General features: G+C 46.7%; 31 protein-coding genes. 14 read left to right on the top strand and 17 right to left on the bottom strand.

Going from position 1 to position 23,640, the window contains the following annotated elements; all coding sequences use genetic code 11:
• Positions 1-17: 17 nt before the first annotated feature.
• Entirely contained in the window at positions 18-1,364 is a 1,347-nt protein-coding gene (locus ACXAJH_RS12325) for a glucose-6-phosphate isomerase (RefSeq protein WP_474969277.1), read from the bottom strand.
• A gap of 158 nt (positions 1,365-1,522) precedes the next feature.
• On the bottom strand, positions 1,523-2,689 hold the full coding sequence (locus ACXAJH_RS12320; protein ID WP_474969278.1) for an iron-containing alcohol dehydrogenase: 1,167 nt from the start codon (positions 2,687-2,689) through the stop codon (positions 1,523-1,525).
• 141 nt (positions 2,690-2,830) lie between these two features.
• On the opposite strand from ACXAJH_RS12320, the gene ACXAJH_RS12315 reads away from it, so the two are divergent.
• Positions 2,831-3,076, top strand: coding sequence for a DUF378 domain-containing protein (locus ACXAJH_RS12315; protein WP_474969279.1), 246 nt, complete (start codon positions 2,831-2,833; stop codon positions 3,074-3,076).
• 40 nt (positions 3,077-3,116) lie between these two features.
• On the opposite strand, the gene yugI is transcribed toward ACXAJH_RS12315, so the two are convergent.
• Positions 3,117-3,500, bottom strand: coding sequence for a S1 domain-containing post-transcriptional regulator GSP13 (yugI, locus tag ACXAJH_RS12310; RefSeq protein WP_027956455.1), 384 nt, complete (start codon positions 3,498-3,500; stop codon positions 3,117-3,119).
• Positions 3,501-3,667: 167 nt separating this feature from the next.
• Between yugI and ACXAJH_RS12305 the strand changes: the two genes are divergently transcribed.
• Positions 3,668-4,024 carry a helix-turn-helix domain-containing protein gene (locus ACXAJH_RS12305; protein WP_027956454.1) on the top strand — a complete coding sequence of 119 codons (357 nt, stop codon included), beginning with the start codon at positions 3,668-3,670 and terminating at the stop codon, positions 4,022-4,024.
• 192 nt (positions 4,025-4,216) lie between these two features.
• Positions 4,217-5,398, top strand: coding sequence for a MalY/PatB family protein (locus ACXAJH_RS12300; RefSeq protein WP_474971114.1), 1,182 nt, complete (start codon positions 4,217-4,219; stop codon positions 5,396-5,398).
• Positions 5,399-5,523: 125 nt separating this feature from the next.
• Here the strand turns inward: ACXAJH_RS12300 and ACXAJH_RS12295 are convergent, their stop codons facing one another.
• Together ACXAJH_RS12295 and ACXAJH_RS12290 are read right to left on the bottom strand one after the other, a co-directional pair.
• Positions 5,524-6,093 carry a superoxide dismutase family protein gene (locus ACXAJH_RS12295; RefSeq protein ID WP_474969281.1) on the bottom strand — a complete coding sequence of 190 codons (570 nt, stop codon included), beginning with the start codon at positions 6,091-6,093 and terminating at the stop codon, positions 5,524-5,526.
• Between the two features lie 88 nt (positions 6,094-6,181).
• On the bottom strand, positions 6,182-6,376 hold the full coding sequence (locus ACXAJH_RS12290; protein WP_474969282.1) for a hypothetical protein: 195 nt from the start codon (positions 6,374-6,376) through the stop codon (positions 6,182-6,184).
• A 119-nt stretch (positions 6,377-6,495) separates the two neighbouring features.
• On the opposite strand from ACXAJH_RS12290, the gene kapB reads away from it, so the two are divergent.
• Complete coding sequence (gene kapB / locus ACXAJH_RS12285; protein ID WP_474994098.1) at positions 6,496-6,879, top strand: kinase-associated lipoprotein KapB; 384 nt, start codon at positions 6,496-6,498, stop codon at positions 6,877-6,879.
• A gap of 75 nt (positions 6,880-6,954) precedes the next feature.
• Complete coding sequence (deoD, locus tag ACXAJH_RS12280) at positions 6,955-7,665, top strand: purine-nucleoside phosphorylase (protein ID WP_027956449.1); 711 nt, start codon at positions 6,955-6,957, stop codon at positions 7,663-7,665.
• Positions 7,666-7,739: 74 nt separating this feature from the next.
• Here deoD and ACXAJH_RS12275 read toward each other — a convergent pair whose 3' ends face one another.
• Entirely contained in the window at positions 7,740-7,934 is a 195-nt protein-coding gene (locus ACXAJH_RS12275) for a hypothetical protein (protein ID WP_474969284.1), read from the bottom strand.
• Positions 7,935-8,163: 229 nt separating this feature from the next.
• Entirely contained in the window at positions 8,164-9,639 is a 1,476-nt protein-coding gene (locus tag ACXAJH_RS12270) for a leucyl aminopeptidase (RefSeq protein WP_474994096.1), read from the bottom strand.
• A 162-nt stretch (positions 9,640-9,801) separates the two neighbouring features.
• On the opposite strand from ACXAJH_RS12270, the gene ACXAJH_RS12265 reads away from it, so the two are divergent.
• Positions 9,802-10,284 carry a divergent PAP2 family protein gene (locus ACXAJH_RS12265; protein ID WP_027956446.1) on the top strand — a complete coding sequence of 161 codons (483 nt, stop codon included), beginning with the start codon at positions 9,802-9,804 and terminating at the stop codon, positions 10,282-10,284.
• A gap of 40 nt (positions 10,285-10,324) precedes the next feature.
• Here ACXAJH_RS12265 and ACXAJH_RS12260 read toward each other — a convergent pair whose 3' ends face one another.
• The 3 genes from ACXAJH_RS12260 to ACXAJH_RS12250 form a co-directional block, all read right to left on the bottom strand.
• A complete protein-coding gene (locus tag ACXAJH_RS12260) occupies positions 10,325-10,948 on the bottom strand; it encodes a 3D domain-containing protein (RefSeq protein ID WP_474971110.1) in 624 nt (207 codons plus the stop codon).
• A 106-nt stretch (positions 10,949-11,054) separates the two neighbouring features.
• Entirely contained in the window at positions 11,055-11,372 is a 318-nt protein-coding gene (locus ACXAJH_RS12255) for a YuiB family protein (RefSeq protein ID WP_474969287.1), read from the bottom strand.
• 138 nt (positions 11,373-11,510) lie between these two features.
• Positions 11,511-12,734 carry an NAD(P)/FAD-dependent oxidoreductase gene (locus tag ACXAJH_RS12250; RefSeq protein WP_474969288.1) on the bottom strand — a complete coding sequence of 408 codons (1,224 nt, stop codon included), beginning with the start codon at positions 12,732-12,734 and terminating at the stop codon, positions 11,511-11,513.
• Between the two features lie 298 nt (positions 12,735-13,032).
• On the opposite strand from ACXAJH_RS12250, the gene ACXAJH_RS12245 reads away from it, so the two are divergent.
• Entirely contained in the window at positions 13,033-14,019 is a 987-nt protein-coding gene (locus tag ACXAJH_RS12245) for an NAD(P)/FAD-dependent oxidoreductase (RefSeq protein WP_474969289.1), read from the top strand.
• Between the two features lie 156 nt (positions 14,020-14,175).
• On the opposite strand, the gene ACXAJH_RS12240 is transcribed toward ACXAJH_RS12245, so the two are convergent.
• The 3 genes from ACXAJH_RS12240 to ACXAJH_RS12230 form a co-directional block, all read right to left on the bottom strand.
• Complete coding sequence (locus ACXAJH_RS12240; RefSeq protein ID WP_474969290.1) at positions 14,176-14,535, bottom strand: HesB/IscA family protein; 360 nt, start codon at positions 14,533-14,535, stop codon at positions 14,176-14,178.
• 145 nt (positions 14,536-14,680) lie between these two features.
• The gene (locus tag ACXAJH_RS12235) at positions 14,681-14,911 is read right to left on the bottom strand and encodes a YuzB family protein (protein ID WP_027956440.1); all 231 of its coding nucleotides are present in this window, start codon (positions 14,909-14,911) and stop codon (positions 14,681-14,683) included.
• 66 nt (positions 14,912-14,977) lie between these two features.
• The gene (locus ACXAJH_RS12230; RefSeq protein ID WP_474971109.1) at positions 14,978-15,313 is read right to left on the bottom strand and encodes a YuzD family protein; all 336 of its coding nucleotides are present in this window, start codon (positions 15,311-15,313) and stop codon (positions 14,978-14,980) included.
• Between the two features lie 160 nt (positions 15,314-15,473).
• Between ACXAJH_RS12230 and ACXAJH_RS12225 the strand changes: the two genes are divergently transcribed.
• Positions 15,474-15,695, top strand: coding sequence for a NifU family protein (locus ACXAJH_RS12225; protein ID WP_244713039.1), 222 nt, complete (start codon positions 15,474-15,476; stop codon positions 15,693-15,695).
• 46 nt (positions 15,696-15,741) lie between these two features.
• Here the strand turns inward: ACXAJH_RS12225 and ACXAJH_RS12220 are convergent, their stop codons facing one another.
• Complete coding sequence (locus tag ACXAJH_RS12220; protein ID WP_474971108.1) at positions 15,742-16,710, bottom strand: 2-hydroxyacid dehydrogenase; 969 nt, start codon at positions 16,708-16,710, stop codon at positions 15,742-15,744.
• Positions 16,711-16,882: 172 nt separating this feature from the next.
• Here ACXAJH_RS12220 and ACXAJH_RS12215 point away from each other — a divergent pair, with 172 nt between their 5' ends.
• Both ACXAJH_RS12215 and ACXAJH_RS12210 read left to right on the top strand, forming a co-directional pair.
• On the top strand, positions 16,883-17,395 hold the full coding sequence (locus ACXAJH_RS12215) for a phosphatidylglycerophosphatase A family protein (RefSeq protein ID WP_474969293.1): 513 nt from the start codon (positions 16,883-16,885) through the stop codon (positions 17,393-17,395).
• 96 nt (positions 17,396-17,491) lie between these two features.
• A complete protein-coding gene (locus tag ACXAJH_RS12210) occupies positions 17,492-19,051 on the top strand; it encodes a hypothetical protein (protein ID WP_474994094.1) in 1,560 nt (519 codons plus the stop codon).
• A 515-nt stretch (positions 19,052-19,566) separates the two neighbouring features.
• Here ACXAJH_RS12210 and ACXAJH_RS12205 read toward each other — a convergent pair.
• Positions 19,567-20,343, bottom strand: coding sequence for a TIGR01457 family HAD-type hydrolase (locus tag ACXAJH_RS12205; protein WP_474971106.1), 777 nt, complete (start codon positions 20,341-20,343; stop codon positions 19,567-19,569).
• The gene (gene hepT, locus ACXAJH_RS12200) at positions 20,343-20,798 is read right to left on the bottom strand and encodes a type VII toxin-antitoxin system HepT family RNase toxin (protein ID WP_474971105.1); all 456 of its coding nucleotides are present in this window, start codon (positions 20,796-20,798) and stop codon (positions 20,343-20,345) included. Before hepT ends, ACXAJH_RS12205 begins: the two co-directional genes overlap by 1 nt.
• 134 nt (positions 20,799-20,932) lie before the next feature.
• Here hepT and ACXAJH_RS12195 point away from each other — a divergent pair, with 134 nt between their 5' ends.
• Together ACXAJH_RS12195 and ACXAJH_RS12190 are read left to right on the top strand one after the other, a co-directional pair.
• Complete coding sequence (locus ACXAJH_RS12195) at positions 20,933-21,199, top strand: DUF3055 domain-containing protein (protein WP_474969297.1); 267 nt, start codon at positions 20,933-20,935, stop codon at positions 21,197-21,199.
• A gap of 49 nt (positions 21,200-21,248) precedes the next feature.
• A complete protein-coding gene (locus tag ACXAJH_RS12190; protein WP_474969298.1) occupies positions 21,249-21,539 on the top strand; it encodes a cytosolic protein in 291 nt (96 codons plus the stop codon).
• A 34-nt stretch (positions 21,540-21,573) separates the two neighbouring features.
• Here ACXAJH_RS12190 and ACXAJH_RS12185 read toward each other — a convergent pair whose 3' ends face one another.
• On the bottom strand, positions 21,574-21,849 hold the full coding sequence (locus tag ACXAJH_RS12185) for a YutD family protein (protein WP_474994092.1): 276 nt from the start codon (positions 21,847-21,849) through the stop codon (positions 21,574-21,576).
• A gap of 136 nt (positions 21,850-21,985) precedes the next feature.
• Here ACXAJH_RS12185 and ACXAJH_RS12180 point away from each other — a divergent pair, with 136 nt between their 5' ends.
• Together ACXAJH_RS12180 and ACXAJH_RS12175 are read left to right on the top strand one after the other, a co-directional pair.
• On the top strand, positions 21,986-22,609 hold the full coding sequence (locus tag ACXAJH_RS12180; RefSeq protein WP_474994090.1) for a YhcN/YlaJ family sporulation lipoprotein: 624 nt from the start codon (positions 21,986-21,988) through the stop codon (positions 22,607-22,609).
• A gap of 107 nt (positions 22,610-22,716) precedes the next feature.
• Positions 22,717-23,628, top strand: a complete 912-nt coding sequence (locus tag ACXAJH_RS12175; protein WP_474994131.1) for a M23 family metallopeptidase — start codon at positions 22,717-22,719, stop codon at positions 23,626-23,628.
• Positions 23,629-23,640: the final 12 nt, after the last annotated feature.

Below are 23,640 nucleotides of genomic sequence, written 5' to 3'. Positions count from 1 at the left end.
ACCGCGCTTTTTTTGCTTTACAGGCGTTTTTCGAGTTTTTCTTTTTCTTCTTCAAATCCCGGCTTGCCAAGAAGGGCGAACATATTCTTCTTATATGCTTCCACTCCAGGCTGGTCAAACGGATTGACACCGAGAAGATAGCCGCTGATGGCACAGGCTTTCTCGAAGAAGTAAACGAGATAACCAAACGTGTAGGCATCACGCTTCGGAAGGTGGACAATCAAGTTCGGAACGTCCCCATCTGTATGCGCCAGCATTGTACCAAGGTAGGCTTTTTCATTGACCTTGTCCACGGTGCTTCCAGCCAGGTAGTTCAACCCGTCAAGGTTCTGATCATCTTCTTCAATGGTCATGTCAGAGCTTGGCGTCTCCACGTGAAGAACCGTCTCAAACAAGTCTCTGCGCCCTTCCTGAACATATTGTCCAAGAGAGTGAAGATCTGTAGAGAAGTTGGCAGAAGCCGGGAAGATCCCCTTCTGGTCTTTTCCTTCACTTTCACCAAACAGCTGCTTCCACCATTCAGAGAAGTACTGAAGGGATGGCTCATAGTTGATCAGCATTTCAATCGTTTTGCCTTTGTTGTAAAGGACGTTACGCACCGCCGCATATTGATAGGCCGGGTTCTCGGAAAGCTTTTCGGCACTCAGCTCCTGGCGGGCCTTCTGCGCCCCTTCCATCATGGCATCAATATCAATGCCGCTCGCTGCGATTGGAAGCAGTCCAACAGCAGTAAGGACAGAATAACGACCGCCCACATCATCAGGGACGACAAAGGATTCATATCCCTGCTCATCAGCAAGTGTCTTCAATGCCCCTTTGTTGGCATCTGTCGTAGCATAAATGCGTTTCTGAGCTTCTTCCTGCCCATATTTGTCCTCCAGGAACTTACGGAAGATACGGAACGCAATCGCCGGCTCTGTCGTCGTTCCGCTTTTAGAAATGACGTTAATGGAAACATCTTTATTTTTAAGAACGTCAAACAGCTCATTCATGTATGGAGCACTGATGCTGTTTCCTACGAAGAAGACCTGAGGGGTGTCACGGTCTTCCTTCGCCAACGTGTTGTAGAAGCTGTGGTTGAGCATTTCAAGAGCTGCTCTCGCCCCTAAGTATGAACCGCCGATACCGATGACAAGAAGCACGTCTGAGTCGGATTTAATCTTTTCTGCGGATTTTTTAATGCGGGCGAACTCTTCCTTGTCATAGTCCTCGGGAAGATCGACCCACCCTAGAAAATCATTACCTGCGCCAGTTTTTTCATGGAGTGCCTGGTGTGCTGTCGATACAGCTCCCTGCATATATTCCAATTCATGTTCGCCAAAGAATGGCAGCGCTTTTTCATAATCAAAACGAATATGTGTCATATGATAGCCTCCAGATTGTCAATTTTATACCTGACCAATTTCACTTTATCGAAACCTCCATAGCAAATCAAGCAAAGCTCCATTTGTAAACGGATACATAAGGAAAATGTTTTGGAAAAGAAAAAGGCACGGATCTCCGCGCCTTTTTTCTTTACCCCTTATTTAGACATTTCAAGGATTTCTTGAACATCTTTTTCGTGAAGCTTGTTAAAGTTACCGAATGGTCCGCGTTTCATCGCACGGTCAACGATTACGTCAAACTTATCATCGCCGATGTCATAGTCAGCAAGCGTTTGGGGGGCACCAAGAGATGTCCAGAACTTACGAAGTTCCTGAATACCTTCTTCAGCCACTTCACGCTCTGATTTCCCTTCTGTTTCTACACCAAACACTTTTTCACCAAGACGGGCAAAACGGGAAACATTAACCTCAAGGTTATGCTTCATCCAGTTCGGGAACAGAATCGCCAGTCCACCGGCATGCGGGATATCATAAACCGCTGATACCGCGTGCTCGATGTTATGGCTTGCCCAGTCTCCGCGGTAACCCATCTGCATCATCCCGTTCAGTGCAAGCGTACCTGCATAAAGGATCGTTTCACGATGCTCCAGGGATTCAAGGTTTTGAAGCAGCTTCGGACCTGTTTCAATGACAGAGCGAAGGACACCTTCAATCATCTCATCCTGTACAGGAGACGGTGTCGGATTGTGGAAATACTGTTCGAACAAGTGTGTCATCATATCGACAATGCCATATACCGTCTGATCTTCAGGAACCGTTGCTGTGTAGGCCGGATCAAGAATAGAGAAGGCCGGGTTGGTCAATGGAGCCGCACCCCATCCGTATTTCTCATTCGTTTCCCAGTTGGTAATAACAGCGCCCGCATTCATTTCAGAGCCTGTCGCTGCAAGCGTCAGCACTGTACCGAATGGAAGAGCATCTTCAGGTGTCGCCTGGCGGGTGACGAGATCCCAAGGGGCACCTTCATATTTAGCACCTGCAGCGATGGTTTTCGTAGCATCAATCACACTACCGCCACCGACAGCAAGAAGAAAATCAACATTTTCCTGTTTGGAAATCTCCACCCCTTTTTCGACCGTTGTCAGTTTAGGGTTGGGTTCAACTCCGGAAAGCTCAAGAACTTCAACCTCAGCTTTTTTCAGCTGGTCCATGACCTGGTCATAAACGCCGTTTTTCTTGATACTGCCCCCACCATAAACAACAAGGACTTTTTTCGTCCCTTCCGGCAGCTGGCCGGGCAGTTGTTCAATTTGATCTTTACCAAAGATCAGTTTGGTTGGGTTATGAAATGTAAATGTATCCATGGATTGGAAGCTCCTTTCTGTTCTTAACGTGCTTTCCTATTATCCCCGATAATTTGAAGAATCTCAAAAGAAATGCTGTCTGGAATGAACATCGGCTTTGAGATCCATACTAATTCCAATAGAAGAAAAGGAGGTCTGTATATGAGCTGGATACAACGGACGGCTCTCCTGCTGATCATCATCGGCGCCATCAACTGGGGACTCATCGGACTTTTCCAGTATGATCTCGTTGCCGGGCTGTTTGGCGGTGGTGAGCAGCGTGCATTCCTTGCGCGTCTCATTTATACGGCTGTAGGGATCAGCGGACTTATTGCCATTTCCCTTTATTTCATCCCCGCAGCACAAAATAGTGATGTACCGGCTGACACAGCTGTTGAACAGGAATAAAAAAAGAGACCAGGGAAGGCCCTGGTCTCTTCTTCATTCCTTATTTGCGGAATTTTTCGCGGTCATCAGACTGTTTGATCCAGTCTTCAAGCTTGTCTTTCAGCGTGTTGAAGCCTGCAGCTTCTTCCTGCTGTTTTGGAGCCGCTTGTTTACGTGGACGACGCTCCTGCTGTTTAGGTGCTTCCTGAGTCGCACGGATGGATAGAGAATATTTGTTGCTCTTCTCATCGATGTTCAGAATTTTAACCTGAACTTCATCTCCTTCAGAAAGGTGCTCATTAATATCTTTCACATAACCGTGAGTAACCTCGGAAATGTGTACAAGACCTTGAACCTGCTCATCCAATGCTACAAACGCGCCGTAGGGCTGAATGCCTGTGACTTTACCTTCTAATACTTGACCTTCTTGGAACTTCTCTGACATGCTATACAACTCCTGATTCATTAAATATTCGCTTCTTTTCACGCAATAAATGATTTTACCACAAAGACGCGAAATAAGCAATATCCCGTCTATGTTCACGAATCGTTCAGACATCATTTGTCCGCAGCGTGATATACTAGAAAAAAGAATAAAGGAGGGTTCAGCGTATGTCCGTAGGAAACAATATCCGAAAGTACAGGGAAATGAAGAAATTCACGAAAGAGGAACTGGCTCTCAAAGCCCGGATGGGCGTTCACACACTGGAAAGTTATGAATCTAATGAGCGCACACCAGAACTTGATACCGTCTTGAAAATTTCGACGGTTCTGGATATTCCCGCTTCCGAACTGATGGAATTCCACGATGAAGATGAATCTCCTTTTGACGAAGAACTTACACAGCTGGTTCAGGACATCGGCGTCAAAAGCTCTAAACTGATCTTAAGGAAAGCCCGTGACTTTTCAGAACAGGACGTACTTCGGGCTATGAATCTGCTTTATGACCTGAATCAGCAGAAAAATTAAAAAAGAGGTTTATAAACTATGAAACAGGGTTATATTAAATAACGTAAGACTTTCTCGTATTCCCCCTGTGTAAGCAAAGCGAACGTTCGCTTTGCTTTTTTTTCGGCCAAAATTCCTTCCCGAACAAGTTAGTTTCATGAAGGACCTGGTTTCGGTTATGATAAGGAAAAATGGCTGATGGAGGCGAGTACTTTGGAAGAATTTCAAAAATACACCCCAAGAACCGGGACACGCTCGGTCAAATGGGATCTCATTGAAGACTTTTATCAAGATAAAGATGTCCTGCCGATGTGGGTGGCCGATATGGATTTCAAGACACCACAGGCTGTCACAGACGCACTGACCTCAAGGGTCGAACACGGCATCTTCGGATACACCATCCCGGATCAGGATGTGAAGGAGTCCATTACAGGATGGCTTCGTAATCGTCACGGATGGGAAACAGAAACGGACTGGATCACGTTCAGCCCGGGTGTCATTCCATCTCTGCACATGATTATTCAATCGTTGACGGAAATCGGCGACAACGTTCTTATCCAGACACCGGTTTATCCTCCGTTCTACAGTGTTGTCAAAGACCATGGCAGACATATCGTAAAAAACCCACTCCTTCATAAAGAGGACAGGTACGAAATAGACTTTGAAGATTTCGAGAACAAAATCAAAGACAATCAGGTTACCATGTTTATCCTATGCAACCCTCACAATCCTGTCGGGAGGGTATGGACGAAGCAGGAACTGGAAGAAATGAGCCGGATCTGCCGGAAGCACGGTGTGAAAATCGCAGCGGATGAAATTCATGCCGATTTGATTCTGCCACCGAACAAGCATATACCCATGGCTTCTCTTTCTGAAGAAACGAACCAGCAGACGGTCACATGCCTTTCTCCTACGAAAACATTCAACCTTGCCGGTCTTCAGGCTTCCTATGTTATTACTGCAAACAAGGAAGACAAGAAAAAGCTGGATAAACATTTTAAAAATCAAGGCATGATGATGTTGAACACCCTTGGTATTACAGCGATGGAAGCTGCGTATAACCATGGATCCGACTGGGTTGACACATTGACAGAAGTGCTGAAGGACCATCGCGACTATGTGATTCAGCGGCTGGAGAACGAAACAAAATCGGTGCGTGCGCTACCGATCGAAGGAACGTATTTGTTATGGCTGGACTGTACACACATGGGACTTTCCCAGACGGAATTGAAGAAGTTCATGCAGAAAGAGGCCCGTGTCGGCTTAAACGACGGTGCGTCCTTCGGAGAAGAAGGCCGCGGCTTTATGCGCCTCAACCTGGCTGCTCCGATGTCTACACTTGAAGAAGGTGTCACACGCATCATCAAAGCTGTCCAGACCTTTGAACAATCTTAAATCGAATGAAAACTAAGGCTGCCTTAAAAAACGGCAGCCTTTTTTTATTCCATCATTCCTTCTGTCTGCATAGAGGTATCTGAAAACACCAGGATGGCCGTCCCGTCCAGTTATCGAAGGTTCGGTTATTCCTGCTGTTTATCCGGTTCGGCAGGATCACTCGTTTCATCTTTGTCTGCGTCTATGGTAATCACACCACAGGCCACACGTTCCCCGGCATCTCCTGCCGGCTGGGTCATCCCGTCATCTGGTCCGCTCTGGATGATCAAGGAGGTCCCTTCATCCCTCAGAAGCGACTTCTGGTCTTCTTTCAGCTTCGCCTCCGGCAGCATGACCTCAACATCAATCATACCGCTCTGGTCAGCCTCCACATTCGGCATATCCCCCACATGCGCCCCTTTTGGATTCATGAGACCATGCTCCTTGGACAAGGGATTGAAATGATTCCCGGCACTCTTGAACTCAGGCGCATCACATTTTGGAAATTCATGAACAGCTATCCCGTGCATCCCTGGTTCAATCCCTTCTACTTTCAATTTCACTTGTACGCCTTCAGGCTGTTCGGTCAATACAGCTGTCCCGATTTTGTCATTATCTTTGTTATAGATTGATGTTTCCAGCGGCGATCGTTCCTCTCCGGAACACGCCGTCAAAACAACAGCGATCGTCCCGGCACACATAAAGGCACGCTTCATGGGTCCAAAACCTCCATTTGATGAAATCTGCTTTTTCTAGTGTCCCCCATGCTGCTGAAAATATAATAAAGCCGCATCAGGCAGGCACCTAATGCGGCTCTTTCGATTCGCGATCTTCCTTTTCATTTATAGAGTAATTCTGATCAAATGTATGCTCTTCTTTTTGAGAGGCTTTAATAATCCAGATCATAGTAACCGCTGCAGCCACAATGAACAGCAGAAGCATCAGGACAGCAGGAATATATTCAGACTTATCTTCTGGGAAGTACAGAAATTCCATCATGGTGGACCCCACCCTTCTTCCCTAAGTATATCAAACATTTGGAAATCCGCATCCGTTTTCATAAGATCTTCATAATTTTTGTTACAATGGAAAAGGAGATGAATTTAGGAGGGAATAAGATGTCTGATATTCAAATCGGCTCTATAGTGAGAGCGCATTATAAAACAGGCATATACATCGGAGAAGTGAAAGAGGACCGGGGGAATTTTTATCTGGTTCAAATGCTCGCCGTTGACAAACACCCGATGCAGGGCGATCTTCACAATCCTGGTCAAACAGAAAATGTTTTTTTCCATCAGCGGAAAGCGTTGAGTTATCTTGAAAAAGCCAACGTTCAGAAAGAAGCGGTCCACCCTTATGAAGAGACAGAAATACCGGATTATAATGATTCTCTCAAACAATCCGTTGAAAAGCTGAAACAAAAGTTAAATCGGCGGGATACCGATTTTAACAGCCATGCCGCAGATCAGCTGAGTGATCTCGAAAAACAGTATTTCGGGTAAAATCAGCCACATTTGTATTCGCTTTCGTGGTGTGGTAATTTTAAAATGTTGAAAGAAATGAAGGAGGAAAAACCTATGACAACACATATTGGAGCACAACAGGGAGATATCGCGGATAAGATCCTGCTGCCAGGAGACCCGCTCCGCGCCAAATATATTGCTGAAAACTTTCTGGAGGATGCCGTCTGCTATAACGAAGTACGTGGCATGTACGGATACACAGGTACATATAAAGGAGAGCGCATTTCTGTTCAGGGAACAGGGATGGGGGTACCTTCCATCTCCATCTACGTCAATGAACTGATGGATAGCTACGGCGTGCAGAAATTGATCCGCGTCGGCTCATGCGGAGCACTGCAGAACGATGTAAACGTGCGTGACGTGATTCTTGCTTCCACATCGACAACGGACTCCCAGATGAACCGTATGGTATTCGGCGGCATTGATTATGCACCGACAGCGGACTTCAATTTGTTGAAGAATGCCTATGATGCAGGAACAGCAAAAGGGTTGGACTTGAAAGTCGGAAACGTCTTTACAAGTGACAGTTTCTACCGTGACAATGCGATGGATCTATTCAATCTGCTCGCTGAGTACAACGTGCTTGCTGTAGAAATGGAAACAACCGCTCTTTATACGCTTGCTGCGAAATACAACCGACAGGCGCTGTCCGTTCTTACTGTCAGTGATCATATCCTTACCGGAGAAGAAACGACGGCCGAGGAACGTCAGACCACCTTTAACGAAATGATTGAAGTGGCTCTTGAAGCAGCCATCCAGGATTAATAAAAAAAGCACATGCGCTTCCAAGCGTATGTGCTTTTTTTATATCCACAGTTGAGATGTGGACGAGAAATTCTTCACGTGGAACAAACATGAACAAGGGTTCGGCCGTCGATGATCAGGACACGGTCACCGATGGTCATATAGATTTCCCGCCCCTGCACCCTGTCCACCTTCCCGTAGTATACATGGGAGGCTGTATAAAGCAGCAGCATCGTACCTATATGCTTATCCACTTTGGACAGCAGCAGAGGCGTTCGGACGATCTGCATCAGCTGCCGGGTCTTGTTTCTTATTGATACAGCAATAGAGATAGGAAGCCCTCCTTGAAAAACCGCTTCCTATACAATATCCATCCGCACAAAAAAAGTCTGGGCTTCAGCCCAGACTTCAACCTTTGATTTAGAGTTGCTGCCCGTATTTCGTTCACACGATCCCGCTGCGCTTATCGATAGTGCCTGCCGCGGGAACGGCCTCAGCTAACATGAACAGGCCCCTTTTTTAATGATTCACATAATAAGCCAGTGTCCTCGCCATGACTCCTGTAGGTCCTTCAGGCCCAAGGGCGTGCCCGGATTCTGCTACAGACGTTCCGGCAATATCGAGATGCACCCACGGAATCCCCTCTGCAAATGCTCCGACGAACGCACCTCCCATGATCGCGTGAGCTTTGCGTGTTGGAGAATTATTCAAGTCAGCAATCCTGCTTTTCCTTACCTGAGCTTTATAATCTTCGTTATACGGCAGAAGCCAGATCCATTCTCCCGTCTCCTGACCCGCCTTTTCGATTTGTTTATAAAAGGACTCGTCATTCGTCATTGCCCCTGTCATCCATGATCCGAGGGCCGTGACTACTCCTCCGGTAAGCGTAGCCACATCAATAACCCTGTCTGCCCCTTCTGAGCGGGCATACGTTACAGCATCGCCCAGGGCCAGACGCCCTTCGGCATCTGTATTCAGTACTTCAATGGTTTGACCACTCATGGAAGTAATCACATCATCAGGTTTAAATGCTCCACCGGATATCATGTTATCGGTAGATGGAATCACGGCCATGACGTTCTTCTCAGGCTTGATGCGCCCTATGGTTTCCAAAGCTCCGAGAACAGCAGCAGCGCCTCCCATATCCCCTTTCATACCAGGCATGCCTGTTTTCGATTTAATGGAATAGCCTCCTGTATCATACGTTATGCCTTTTCCTACAAGAGCGGTCACATCCTTCCACTCCTCCAATCCTTGATACTTTAGAACAATCAGCTTTGGCGGCTCTACGGAACCCTGGTTTACAGCGAGGAGCGCTCCCATCCCCAGATTTTCCATATCCTCTTTCTCTAGGATTTGGGCATCGAAACCAAACCGCTCTGCCATTTTCAAGGCTTGTGCGGCGAGTTCGGATGCTGTAAGAATGTTGGAGGGAAGATGAACCAGCTTTCTTGCTGTATTGGCCCCTTCTGCATAAGCCATCCCTTCCACAATCGCTGCTTCCATCGTATTTTGATCAAACAGAGCAGAAAAAACAGACAGGCTCTTCAGCCGTTTGACTTCATCCGATCCGGTTTTATAATTTTCCTGCTTATAAGTTGATAAGCCGATCGCTTCTGCTAACAACGCCGTCCACTCTTTATATTTCTGACGATCAGGAATTAGGGTCTCCAGCAAAAGGGAGCACTGCTCCACCCCTTGCGCCTCAATCTGCTGAAAAGCCTGCCCCCACAAGTTTCTCCTGTCGGCTTTTGTCATCATCTTTCTGGACCCAAGACCGATACATAAGACCCGGATCATTTGATTCTCATAGGGAACAATCAAATGGTCCACTCGGCCCGGCGGGGGTTGAACGAGACCACTTTTTAAATAATCCGCTGTATGTAATCCTGCTGCATCTTTTATCTTCTCTGCCAGAATGCTTTGATCCTCATCCGCGAACACCCCGACGACAAGGGGGTCTATGGGTTTCCACTTCTGTGTTATTGTCAACATAACGCCACCTCCTTCTCCAGTATACAAGATCTGCATCCGTCCTTCCTTATGAAGGGACGTTCTATCAGAATGTATGATATAATGTTTTTGTTTATAAGCAACAAATGACTTACATAAAGATCAATCATCTCGATACCCTGCCGGATGAGAAAGGATGTTACAATGCTGTTAGATTTACTGCAGAACTTCCCCCTCTGGGCCTCCATCGCTGCAATCGTTTTTGCCCAGGCGGTAAAAGTCCCCATACAATTTATTGCTTCCAGACAGTTCAATGCCACCCTTGCCTTCAGTACAGGAGGTATGCCGAGCAGCCACTCTGCCGCTGTAACAGCTCTGGCTACGGGCGTAGGGATTGAGCAGGGCTTCGGTTCATCCATTTTCGCTGTCGCCTGCGTTTTCTCCATCATCGTCATGTTCGACAGTACAGGTGTCCGACGGCAGACAGGGGAGCAGGCCATCATGTTAAACATCTTATTGAATGATTTTAACCGCTTCGTCAGTGAAGCGAAAAGCTGGCAGCAGAAAGAAGGGTATCAGAAAAAAGAGGAATTGAAAGAGCTGCTCGGACACCAGCCCATTGAAGTGTTCTTCGGGGGCCTGACCGGTATCCTGCTTACATTCCTGCTTCATTCTCTGATCTATTAAATAACAAAAACACTTCCGCCATCAAAACGGAAGTGTTTTTTTATGGTTTGATTGCAGACCGGAATACCTGCTGAGCTTCATTTTCATTCAAAGTGGCCAGTTCTTCTTCCGTCAGCTGGCCTTCTCCTTCTTTGATCACGTACACGTCCAAGGTTTTCTTTCCCCATTGGTCATACACATCCTCCACGCTTGAGAAATAAAGATCCAGTTCCTCCCCTTTAATAGCCCCTCCAATATCAGCCACCACTCCATACCCGTACCCGGGAATAAAAAGGATGGTCCCTAAAGGAAACACGTTCAAATCAGCAGCAATCGTGGAATACAGGTCCCTCGTTACATTCACCCCGGAGAACGTAATGCCATAGGCCGGATGTTCAGGCGTTTTCCCCGTCGATTCAAACCCGGCTGTATAGCCCGTAGCGGTAACCTGACGGCTTTGATACTGGGACAAATCAATCGACTGCTCCAGCGTCTGGACCGCCTCAACAGCCGCGCTTTTCACCTGTGGATCTGGATCTGCAGTTGTGTTCCTGTCTTTTATTTCAGCTGTCATCCATTTCCCCAAATCAACTAAAGATAGATTTGTTACATAAGAAGCCGTACTCACCACAGCCCCTGCGAATAAGAAAGGAAGAAACAGTCTTTTCGTACGTCCTGAAAACATGTCATCACCTCTAGATGTAAGCATGTCCAAGACCGGTCATTTTATTCAAATAATTGAATCAAAAGAAGGGGCATCGATCCAAAGATCGATGCCCCTTCTTCTCTTCTCAGAACATTTGATAACCGCTTTTCCTCAATTTCTTTATGACAATGCCGGCTGCAATGGTCCCGGCAAAACCGCTGGTCAGGATCACAACGTCCACGACACCTAGACGGCCGAGCTGTTTAAACACAGTTGGAAAGGCTGTGCCAGGCTGTGAGAAATACTCCGTCCACGGAAAGTTATCCACGATAAACAACACGATGACAGGATACACGATGGACATGATCCAGGATGAGCGCAGAATCATATTTAATAGAAAGGATATCCCGAAAAACAGTACAAAAAACAAAAGAATGGATACAGCAAATTGGACAATATTCAACGTCGCTTCCCCCTACTCCCCTTAAAAGGGACGTGCAAATCCATTATTCATTTTAAACCGCTTCCTATGAAAGCGCAAGCATATCCGGATGTACGAAAAACGCGAAAGCATGAACTGCTTTCGCGTTTCCTATATCTTTTAGAAGTTAAAGAAGTTCAACTTCCCTTTCTTCAGAACGAGCGGAAGGCCGCCTAATTTTAGCAGATAGCGGTTGTCGATGACTTTCTTCATGGCAGTCGCTGACCAGCCGAAGAGTTTCTTATCATCAAAGACAACACCGATGGCATCATTGTGCCCAAGGGAAGCAACCGTACCTTGAATGTTAGGCTTGAATGGCTCAAGGTGATCGTCACCTTTCACGAGACGGGTAAGGTTTTTCGCTGTATGCTCCGCTTCCTGGATGGCAATCTGCGCTGTCGGAGGATAAGGGCGCTCCGTTTCCTCATTCATAATGAGAGCACAGTCCCCTACAATGAATACATCATCATATCCTTCTGGACGAAGATCATCACGAACCGGGATACGTCCGCGGTTCGCTTCGAAACCGGCTTCTTCAACCAGTGAGTTTCCGCGTACACCGGCCGCCCATACGACGGTGTTCGTATCGATTTCTTCACGCTGTTCGTCTTTTTCGAAAACCAATTTATTTTCGGTTACTTCTTTGATCATCGCACCGATTTTGAACTCGACACCGCGCGCTTCCAAAGAGTTCATCGCATATTCAACAAGTTCAGGATCGAAACCTGGAAGAGCTGTCGGGGCAGCTTCTACGTTGACAATACGCACTTTGTCACGTGGAACATCGTATTCCTTGCATAGTTCAGGGATACGGTTCGCCAGTTCACCAACAAATTCAATTCCTGTAAACCCGGCACCGCCGACAACAATGTTCAAGCGCTTCTGCTGTTTTTCAGGTTCGTTGTTGTACTTCGCAAAGTTGTATTCGATATGCTGGCGGATCAGACGAGAGCTGTTGATGCTGTTGATTGTGTACGCATGCTCTTTAAGTCCAGGGATACCGAACGTAGCCGCTTCGAATCCAAGCCCAATGACAAGGTAGTCATAAGAAAGTTCGCCGTCTTCAAGGATCACCTTTTTATCGGCCGCTTTAATATCTGTCACTGTATCCTGAATGAAGTTGACTTTGCTTGTATCCACAACATCTTTGATTGCGATACGTGTGCGGTCATGGTGAAGCGTACCTGCTGCGTTTTCATGCAGCCAAGTTGTTTGATAGTGGTAGCTGTGCTTGTTCACAAGTGTGATGTTGGCATCGTTCGCCCCAAGGCTCTTCTGAAGTTTGACAGCTGTCATGATGCCCCCGTAACCGGCACCGATAATGACAATGTTCGGATTCTTCATGAATAATCACTTCCATCTCGTATTTTTTTCCATCCGTCACCTATATCATTGTGACCTGTTTCACACAAAAAGACATTAAAAAAACCTGTTGAAATCAGGCGAAAAGTGTCACAAATCATAACTATATGGTCTATCATCATCTTAGACCTTTTTCCCCTTATTTTCAACCCAAAATCAAGTTATCAAAATTATTGAACAATTGCCGCCTTTGGAAAGGTTTACATATGTTCAGTGTTCCCATTGCAAATTTTTTTATGATAGAATAAATTTTAGTGAAATTTTTTTCAGGAGGTTTATTATGAGCGATAAAATATACGATATTACAGTCATTGGCGGCGGCCCCGTCGGTCTGTTCACAGCTTTTTACGGTGGAATGCGTGAAGCGAGTGTCAAAATCATCGAAAGCCTCCCGCACCTCGGAGGGCAGCTGACCGCCCTTTATCCGGAAAAATACATTTTTGACGTGGCCGGCTTTCCTAAAGTCCGTGCACAGGAGCTGATTGACAACCTGGAAGAGCAGGCCATGGCATTCAATCCGACCATTGCGCTTGAGGAGGAAGTCATCCATATAGAACGGATGGAAGACGAGTCTTTAAAACTGACCACGAACAAAGATGTCCACTACACGAAAACCGTGATTGTCACAGCTGGTAACGGAGCATTCCAGCCACGGAAACTTAAAGTGGACGATTCCGAACGGTTTGAAGATACCAACCTGCATTATCACGTCAGTAACATGGACAACTTCCGTGACAAGAACGTAATGATTGCCGGCGGCGGTGATTCTGCTGTCGACTGGGCACTCATGCTGGAGCCGATTGCCAAACAGGTCACTCTTGTCCATAGAAGAGATAAATTCAGAGCTCACGAACACAGTGTGTCCCAGTTGAACGAATCCAACGTCAACGTCATGACCCCCTTCACTCCTGAGCAGTTTATCGGGGAGGAGCGCATTGAAAAGGTCGAGCTTCAAGAAGTTAAAGGCGAACGTACAGAGACGATTGACGTTGATGATGTCATCGTCAACTACGGGTTCATTTCCTCCCTTGGCCCCATCAAAGACTGGGAGCTTGAAATCGACAAAAACAGCATCGTTGTAAACTCCAAAATGGAAACGAACATCAAAGGCATCTATGCAGCCGGCGATATCTGCACCTATCCGGGTAAAGTAAAACTGATTGCATCCGGTTTTGGTGAAGGACCGACAGCTGTCAACAATGCGAAAGCCTATATCGATCCAGGAGCGCGTGTGCAGCCGAAACATTCGACGAGCATGTTTTCCTAAAGAACTAAAGCTGCAGAGAAACCCTGTGTTTTTCTGCAGCCTTTTTTTCATCCAGTCAAAACTGAAAAAAGTTCTGATGCCCTCCCACTTCCGGTTGTGATTGAGAGTGGTTGTTCCCATAAAAAAACCTTCCGTGAGCCGGAAGGTTGGAATCTATCAGCAGTTCGGGTCTGGTGTTCCAGCGTTCGCCGCCGTTTTAAAGGAAGACCCGCAGCCACAAGAAACGATGGCATTCGGATTATCGATCGTGAAGCCTCCGCCCATCATATTTTGTTTATAATCAATGGTCGTACCTTCTACAATCGCCGCATCCTGACGGTTGATGACAACAGGAATACCGCTGGAATCTTCAAGAAGATCAAGTTCTTCATTAATCTCATCCTCGAAGCCCATCGCATATGACAATCCACTGCAGCCGCCGCCTTTTACACCGAAGCGGAGACGGACATCTCCACCCTCTTCCTTCATCATCTCTTTGATCTGATGACCCGCAGCTTCTGTAATGTTCAGAATCATACCAAGCCTCTCCTTTCTCTTCTTCTTTTCAGTATACTAAACCGGCCTGCTTTTTATCAAACAGCAGCACCTGCTCATCCAAGTAAAAAGACACCCTTTACCGGGTGCCTCTCATTGTATTGAAATAGTCATGCCTTTTCACTTGTTACAGGGTTTCGTCCAAGTGTTGATAAATTTTATCGACTAATTCTTCAGGCGAATCGGCAATGACACGTTCTCCTTCAACAAGGGCATAATTGCTCTGCGAACAAAGACCGCAGTTTCTCAAACAGCCGTAATCCATCACATCAAGATCCGGATCTTTTTCCAGTTCATCCTTAGCTTTCTGGGAGCCTTCGGCTAAATTATTGATACAAAATTCGATCAATGGATTCATCCACGTCACCTCTTTTTCGGAAGAACCCTGTGCCTTACGATTTTATCATACGCTGGTGGTTCTGCGTTAGGAGTTACTGACCTGTTGAAGACCATGTTCTTCCAGAGATTTGCAAATCGTCTTCAACCTTGGATTTCCTTCCGCCACGATTCGGTCTTCCACCAGCACCAGCGGGTAAAACAAGTCATCATTCAACAGCTGCTGGACGATTTCCATATCCACACCTTCCTGGTTTTCTGTATGGATATCAAAATAGTGAAACTGCAGGCTCTTCTCCCCATATTTTCTTGTTAAAGCGGCCTCCAGCCACTCATAGGTCTCTTTTGAGCCGGGAGCGTTCACACAGCTTGCACATTTCACTTCCGCCCCGTATACATAAACGCGAACAACCGGTTGATTCATGAGGCCCTCTCCCCTTTTTTATACGTACTTTCATTTTACAAAAGAAGTGGAAAAAGATAAAATGATAATAGTTCTCAATCCAAAGGAACATAAGCAGAGACCATAGATTTTTTCGTCACTTCGTTTTATAATGATACTATAAGAAAGGGGAAGATTGAACATGCATGAACAGGTTCAAGAAGTACTGAACAAACTTCGCCCATTTTTACTTCGTGACGGTGGAGACGTTGAGCTGGTGGATGTAGAGGATGGTATTGTACGTCTGCGTCTTATGGGTGCCTGCGGGAACTGCCCAAGTTCAACCATCACTTTGAAAGCAGGTATTGAGCGTGCGCTTTCTCAGGAAGTCCCTGGCATTTATGAAGTGGAGCAGGTTTTCTAAAACAGATAATCAGAAGCCCGTACACGTTGTCGTGTACGGGCTTCTTTTATCTGGAAACCGGACTGAGCAGCGGCTTCTCCTCGAAGTAACGGACAACATTATCCAGACAGAGACGCATCATCTTATAACGGGTCTCTTTCGTTGCCGAGCCGATATGAGGAAGACAGACAACGCCGGGCATGGAAACGAGCGGGTGGTCGGCTCTGATCGGCTCTTGTTCAAACACATCAAGACCGGCACCGGCGATCTGCTCTTCTCTGAGCGCTTTTTCGAGTGCTTTTTCATCCATCAGTGCCCCCCGGGATGCATTGATAAAGATTGCGGTGTCCTTCATCTTTTGAAAAGCCTCCGCATTGAACATATGCCGGGTTTCATCCGTCAGCGGAGCCAGGCTGACCACATAATCCGCATTCTCCAAAAGCTCATCAAACGATGTATACCTTGCGCCGATTTCACTTTCTACATCCTTTTTTCTGGAGCGGTTGTGATAAAGAATGTCCATTTGAAAACCTCTGGCTCTCCGTGCCACGGCTTCTCCTATACGCCCCATCCCTACGATTCCGATTGTTTTATGATGCACATCCGTTCCGGCAAGCAGTAAAGGAGACCAATGGTTCCAAGCGTCCTCCTTAATATAGTTCCCTGCCTCCACAATCCGGCGGGCAGCGGCCATGAGCAGACTGAACGTAAGATCGGCCGTCGTTTCTGTCAAAACATCCGGGGTGTTCGTGATGGCCGTCCCCATGTTCTCTGCAGCTTTCACATCCACATTATCGTAGCCAACCGCCATATTGGCAACAATCCCAAGAGAATTTCCAGCGCCCAGAAGCTCCTCGTCCACCTGGTCGGTCAGCATCGTTACGAGCCCGTCCACGCGACCCGACTTAGCTAAAAGCGTCTCCCTGTCGACAGCTTCATCCTCTTCCGGCCACATCTCAATATCCAACTGCTCCTGATAAGGTTCAACAACTTCTGCCGGCAGACGGCGGGTAATAAAAATTGACGGTTTCCCCATAACAGCATCTCCACTCCTTTTTCTTCCAGTGTAACACATAAGAAAAAGGGCACGTTTTTTCACGGAGAACCCGGACTTTTGATATAATGAACATAACACCAGTCGTTTGTGAAACAATAAACGCGGGTATAGTAACATCGCGACCAAAGAGAGAGCAGGGAGGTAGTTCGCTATGGCAAATGAGAAGAAAGTATCCAGTCTTGAAAAAACAGCACGGGAATGGCTGACAGAAAGAGGCGTCACCATCGACGATATCGCCGATCTTGTCTATTATCTGCAGTCGAAATACCATGATGACCTATCGATGGATGAATGCCGGTTCAATGTAAACAAAGTCCTCACCAAACGGGAAGTCCAGAACGCTGTGATCACAGGGATCGAGATGGACCGCCTGGCTGAAAAGAAAATGCTTACAGAGCCGCTTCAATCCACCATCGAAGTGGACGAAAGCCTGTATGGAATCGATGAAATCATTGCTTTTTCCATCGTCAATGTATACGGATCGATCGGATTTACCAACTACGGCTATATTGATAAGCAGAAACCTGGAATTCTCCAGAAACTGAATGATAAATCTTCCGGCGAATGCCATACATTCCTCGATGATATTGTAGGAGCCATTGCAGCAGCTGCTTCCAGCCGGCTGGCCCACAGCATCGTAGGCGACAACGAAGATGACGAATAGAACGTACCCACACCAGGCAGCTGCCTGGTGTTTTTTTAATCCAATGAAACTTCTCTGCCCTCCATCACGTATACATAGGAAAAGGAGGCGGATAACGTGAAGACGCTGCGTTTAAAACTTGTATGGATCCTGCCGTTGATCATCATTGCAGCAGGAGTTGTGCTTTTATTCTTTGAAAACTATCAGGAAGTTACGGAGCCTGCCGATCAGGACTGGAGCAGAGATTGGGAGATTGGAGAAACAACCGCTGTTAAGCAGCCCCATATCCAGAAGACAGACGATGGCATACAAATCTCTTATCTCACGGAAAGCGGTATTACCCGGCATACCTATGATGACAACTACACTGAAATGGATGAGAAGCAGTACACGATTCCCGTGGATAAGTTCACAAGCTTTTACATAGAAAATGACAAACTCCTCTATTCTGATTACTACAGCTTATACCGCGGGGATACAGAAGAAAAACTAACGGATATTGACGGCTTTATCCCCACATCCTCGGCTGCGCTTTACCAAAAGGAGAACGCCCTTTACACCATAGATCCAGCCAATTATGAAAGCAGGCAACTGATGACACTCACCTCCAGTGATTCCAAGGTGAGAACGTCAGAGACGGATGAAGGCACTTACCTTATGGAAGAGTACACAGACGAGGAAGGCCGTCACCTGCACTTCTTTGAACACGTGGACAATGAGGTGAAAAAGATCGGAGAAGCCGCTTTTCTACCGTCCGGTTCTGAAAGTATTAAGGACATCCAGTTTACAATACAGAACAAGGAAGCCACTGTTCTTATATCGACAGTCCAGAAACAGTCCGCTTCCGGTCAGATGGAAAACCATTATTATTACGGAACCACTTCCTTTCAAGAACCTTTAAAGACCACCAGCCTTTCTTTTATTGATCCCGTCTCTTCGAAGCCTCTCAAAGAAATATCGGATATGAGTCTGCATCCTCAGAAAGAGGGAACCTCCCTGCTGTTTAAAGCGGTCGGGGACACCAATACAAGATTCGGTGAAAACAGCCAGTTTAACATTTATAAAGCCCCGCTCGGTACTTCCGGGGTTGAAGAAATCACACGGATCAGCAACACACCGGATCTGTCCACCCACCCGGTCCAAATTCAAGAGGACAGTGTAGTCTGGGTCGATAAAGGCGGGGACAGTCACAAGCTTCTCTTATCTTCCCAGAACCCTGAAATCATCGAGAAAGCTGACACATGGAACTCCCGTGTCCTTTTAGGAGCACTGGGAAAAACAATGGGGATGCTTTCCTACAGCTTTTTCGGACTCCTCATTATGACCTTCTGGTATATATGGCCGCTTTTGTTCCTTGTCATTCTTATGTTTGTTAAAAGAGACGCGCTGGACCAGGATCGTACATGGATTCTGCTCACGGGTATCGCCATTTACCTGGCAGCCGCCATTCTTGTGCGCAGTCCCTTATTCTCAGAAAAGCTCCTTGCCAGAGCCCCTGATTATTTAAGCTTCCCCGGCAGTCCTATCCTTTTCATCCTTGGTTTTGCCCTGATCGCCTTTGGAATTCTGAAAACCGGTGCGAAACAGAGAGATTGGTCAATCCCTGTTCAGATCACCTACTTCATCAGTGTTCACGTCGCATTGATCACTATTTTCTTCGGCCCTTACGTTTTATAAAAAGGCTCTGTTATTGCTTGGTGTTGTTATTTAACATATGAGCTCCTATCACCCCTTTCTGTCATGGGATTTGCATGAGGCGGCCTTGGGAATGACTCCCTTTCCGTGGGGTACCGTGAGCCTCCTCAGGCTGCGCCTTCCGGGGTCTCACGATGTACCTTCATCCCACAGGAGTCTCGCCATTCCCAAGGCCGCCTCTTCAAAGAAGGGGAATTAGAAAGGACATAACCGAAGTCCGTTACACCACTACGAAAGGGATGGCAGGGAAAACAGGTAGACTCCTGCGGGAAAAAGGAACAAGGTGAGACCCCGGAGAACGAAGTTCGAGGAGGCTCATCGTTCCCCGCGGAAAGCGGACGGTTTTCCCTGCCATCCCATGCTCTGAGTAAACAACGGACCGGACCCTAATTCCAGACGGAGACGATTTAGTAATCATTTAAAATATCAACAACAGACTTTAACAGAGCTTATAAAAAAATCACCACCTGCCCCATGAGGCAGGTGGTGATTATTATTTATTCTTTAAGTTCAACTAACCACTCGTGTAAGTTCAGCTTTTTATAGGTAGGCTGATGGGTATGAGCTTCTATCTCATGGAATGAGCTCAGTCCGGTTTCCACCATCAACGTGTCCACCCCTGCTTTCATCCCGGCGAGGATATCGGTGTGATAGTTGTCGCCCACCATCAATACGTGATCCGCCTGAAGCTGCAGCTCCTTTAAAGCCCGCTCCATAATGATCGGCTCCGGCTTACCGACAAAGACGGGATCCACACCTGTACTAACAGCAACAACACTTGTCATGGCTCCGTTTCCAGGCAGCATCCCCTTATCCGTCGGAATGGCTGTGTCGCTGTTCGTACTCACAAAACCGGCTCCCTTCCTCACTTCGAGGCAGGCCCTGGCAAGCTTGGAATAGGAAATTTCCCGGTCGATGCCGATGACTACAAAATCTGCCTCCTCCTCCACAAGGATATGGCCCCGGTCTGTAAGAGCCTTATGAAGACCTTCCTCCCCGATTACATACACTCGTGCCTGCTCCTTCTTCTCCTTGATGAAGTCAGCCGTTGCTAAACTGCTTGTATACACTTGATCAGGCCGGGCTTTCACACCAAGCTTGTTTAATTTCGCTGCAATCTGATCCTGCGTACGGGAGGAATTATTAGTCAAAAATAAAAAAGGGACCTGAAGACCGATCAGATGGTCAATAAAGTGCGAAGCCCCGTCCACGGCCGCTTCCCCTTTATACATCGTCCCATCCAAATCCACCAGGTATCCCTGATAATGTTTCATCAGGCTTCCCCTTTCGTAGTGTTTTTTGAAAAAGCGGATACAGGACCCAGTTCGTGATCGAGGTACATGCGGATCCGCTCCGGGAAAGCTTCCAGTGCATGTTGATGCGTCGCCCACGCACGTTCGACAGCCTCATGATCCACCTCTGTATACTCGTGGACGATCATCTTCCTTAACTGAATGAACTGTTTAAATGCTTCCTCATGTTCAGCAGGAAGAACCTTTTCATCCAACAAAATATCGATAATATCATCATAACTGCCCGGATCACGCATAATAAAACCATCAATCATCATATTGCCGACATCTAGTACAGCCTCGACAGTAAGGTGTGTCAAACGCTCCAGTACAAGCTTCTCCCGGAATGAGGAAAACCCCTGCTTTCTCACTTCTGCTTGTATCGTTGCCATATAAGATAAGATCTTTTCGATTTTCTCCCGATCCACAAAATACATGTAAAATCCTCCTGACTGTTAAAGTCCATGCTACCGTTATCATACCACAACTATTTTCGGTCGATAAATTCCAGCGTAATGGATATACTACCTGATAACTATGCAGAAGAGCACGAACAAAAGGAGTGTAAAAGATGTACCAACGTCCACTATTAGAAGATGTTACCCAGGATACAAGCACACGATTCGTTTCATTTACCGCAGGCAGTCATCGATTCGAGCTTGCTATTATGAAGGCAGAGTATTTCCAAGACCAATCTCTCGTCATCAACCTGCCTAAAAACAGGCAGGGGCTTTTGGATGAAGAGAACATCAACAGGGACGGATACCTGGAGCATTTATTCCAGCTGAGTGCGATGGAAGCCGAAGAGCTCAGAAACTATCTTCCATATCTCCTGTAGCATAAATCCGTTCCTTACGCTCACTCTAAGCCTAAGGAGGTCGAATAGGATGAATGACAAGAAAAAGAAAGATTATTCCGATTTTGCCAACGTGGAAGCCCAGCGGAACTATCTGGTCCCGGAACAGCTTCCGGAAGGAGCCTATGGATCCCCCCGGAATAAGCATGAGCCAGTTTCCAATGAGAAAAGTTCCCCATGGACAAATAAGCAGAGGTATTACAGTGCGTTTAATTACGAGTACAAGTCCCTTCATGAAGATCTGCCCCGTCAGGAGGATGGAGCCCATCCCCTGCACGACGAATCAAACGCTGATATTAAACCCTCCCAGGAAGATCATTAAAAAAACCGGCGTGTGTTTTGTAAACACGCCGGTTTTACTGTCGGATCCGCTTAAGAACAAAATAAGCACAGCCAAAATTGCAGTATTCATATAAGTAATCTTCCAAAGTGCTGATTTTCGTATCGAAGGTCGCCTTGGAATTCTGATCGTCGTAAAATCCCTTCAGACGGAGCTGACCATACCCCCAGTCCCCTACGATAAAATCATATTTATTCAATATGTCGCTGAAGCGGCCTTCCACTTCTTCCTGCTGAAAGCCCTCCTGGTGATCCTCCAGAATATCAAACGTTTTACCTGAAATTTCAATCACATCCATCACCTCTATCTACCCATTAGTGTATCACATTTTTCCAACAGGAAGGAAACGTCCTGAAAAAATGAACAGGTATGTTTCCAACAAAAGTGCCCACTATAAAAATACACCCATATGGCAAGGAGGATCTATGATGAAGCTTAAACAAATGGCTGCCACTCTTCTCCTCTGCGGTCTTCTAGCCGGATGCCAGGAGACGAAGGAAGAAGAAGCTCAACAGTTGATGGACGGTGATACGCTCAGCGGAAATGCTATGGACGGATACAATACCGAACCGAAAGACGGCCAGGTCGGCTATGTGCGCTTCGAGAAAAACCAGCTGGACCAGGACGAGGAAAGAAACCGTCAGATTAAAGTGAACAGAGAACAAATGGCGGATATGATTTCCCGCATGATTTTACGATACGAGCAGTTTGATGACGTAGCCACAGCTGTAACGGACAACGAAGTGCTTGTTGCCTATAAGCGTGCGGATGACACCGATAGACAAACAGCCGCCGACATGGTTCAGAAAACCGCCTATTCCCTTGTCCCGAGTTTTTACCACGTTTATGTGTCCGATAATCCAGCTTCCTTTGGAGATGTCCAAAGTCTGAGCAACTCCACCGTCTATGATGAAGGATATAACAGTACCATCAGCAGTATCATTAAAAAAATGAAGCAGTCCCCTCAAGGAAAAGTGGATGAAACCAATCCAAATCAGCCGAATGTAGGGCCAAATACGAATACAGAAGCAGAGACCGAGATGGAAAATTAGCCTCCCGAATTTACCATTCATACCTGAAGATTCTTTGTTCATCCTAAGAGTATCAATTTGTTGTAGGTGAGAATATGAAAGGTACAGCACTCGTGACAGGAATCTTGATGGCCGTTCTCTCTTTTTCAACTGGAGCTGTCCATGCAGAACCAGATGAAAAAGAAAGCCAGGAGCGGATGGCCCTTTATAAAAAAACTTCAGCCGTTACCGATATCCCGTGGGAATATCTCGCGGCTGTCGACCAGTATGAACGTCAGGTACACGATGATCCTGATGAAGGCCGGGTTACAGCTATCGAATTTGATCCCCTGTTCTGGACAGGCACCACTGACGCTTTCCCTTCTGCCGTTTCCCCTGATGGATGGGGGTCAGACGGCAATGGAGATGAAAAAGCAGACATCCATAACGATGAGGACGTACTATGGTCGCTCGGCCGGTATATAAAATCGTTCGGAACCACAGAAGATGATATCAAGATTGCATTATTTCAATACTACAAGCGGGATTTAACCGTTCAGACGATTATGCATTCCGCCGAAGTATTCCGCACGTTCAAAACGGTGCATTTAACGAACCGTGATTTCCCTCTTCCTAAACAGTACAACTACAGTTACCGGAGTACATGGGGAGATGCGCGGGGATTTGGTGGACGGAGGATTCATGAAGGAACCGATATCTTTGCCGGCTACGGAGTTCCTGTCAAATCCACGACGTACGGCGTCGTCGAAATGAAGGGATGGAATACGTATGGAGGCTGGCGCATTGGAATCCGTGATATTTACAACATTTATCACTATTACGCCCACCTGCAGAACTTTTCCAAAGAGATTAAAGTCGGCGACGTCGTTCAGCCTGGCGATGTTATCGGAGCCGTTGGTGCTTCGGGTTACGGGCCGCCGGGCACGTCCGGTAAGTTTCCACCGCATCTGCACTACGGGATGTACCAGGATAATGGGAAGAATGAATGGTCCTTCGATCCCTATCCGTTCCTAAGACGATGGGAACGGATGGCAGAATAAAAAAAGCCCATC

This window comes from Halobacillus sp. ABD4_316, from assembly GCF_056161385.1.
The sequence above is the reverse complement of the archived record's forward strand: the minus strand, read 5'-3'. Positions and strand labels throughout refer to the sequence as shown.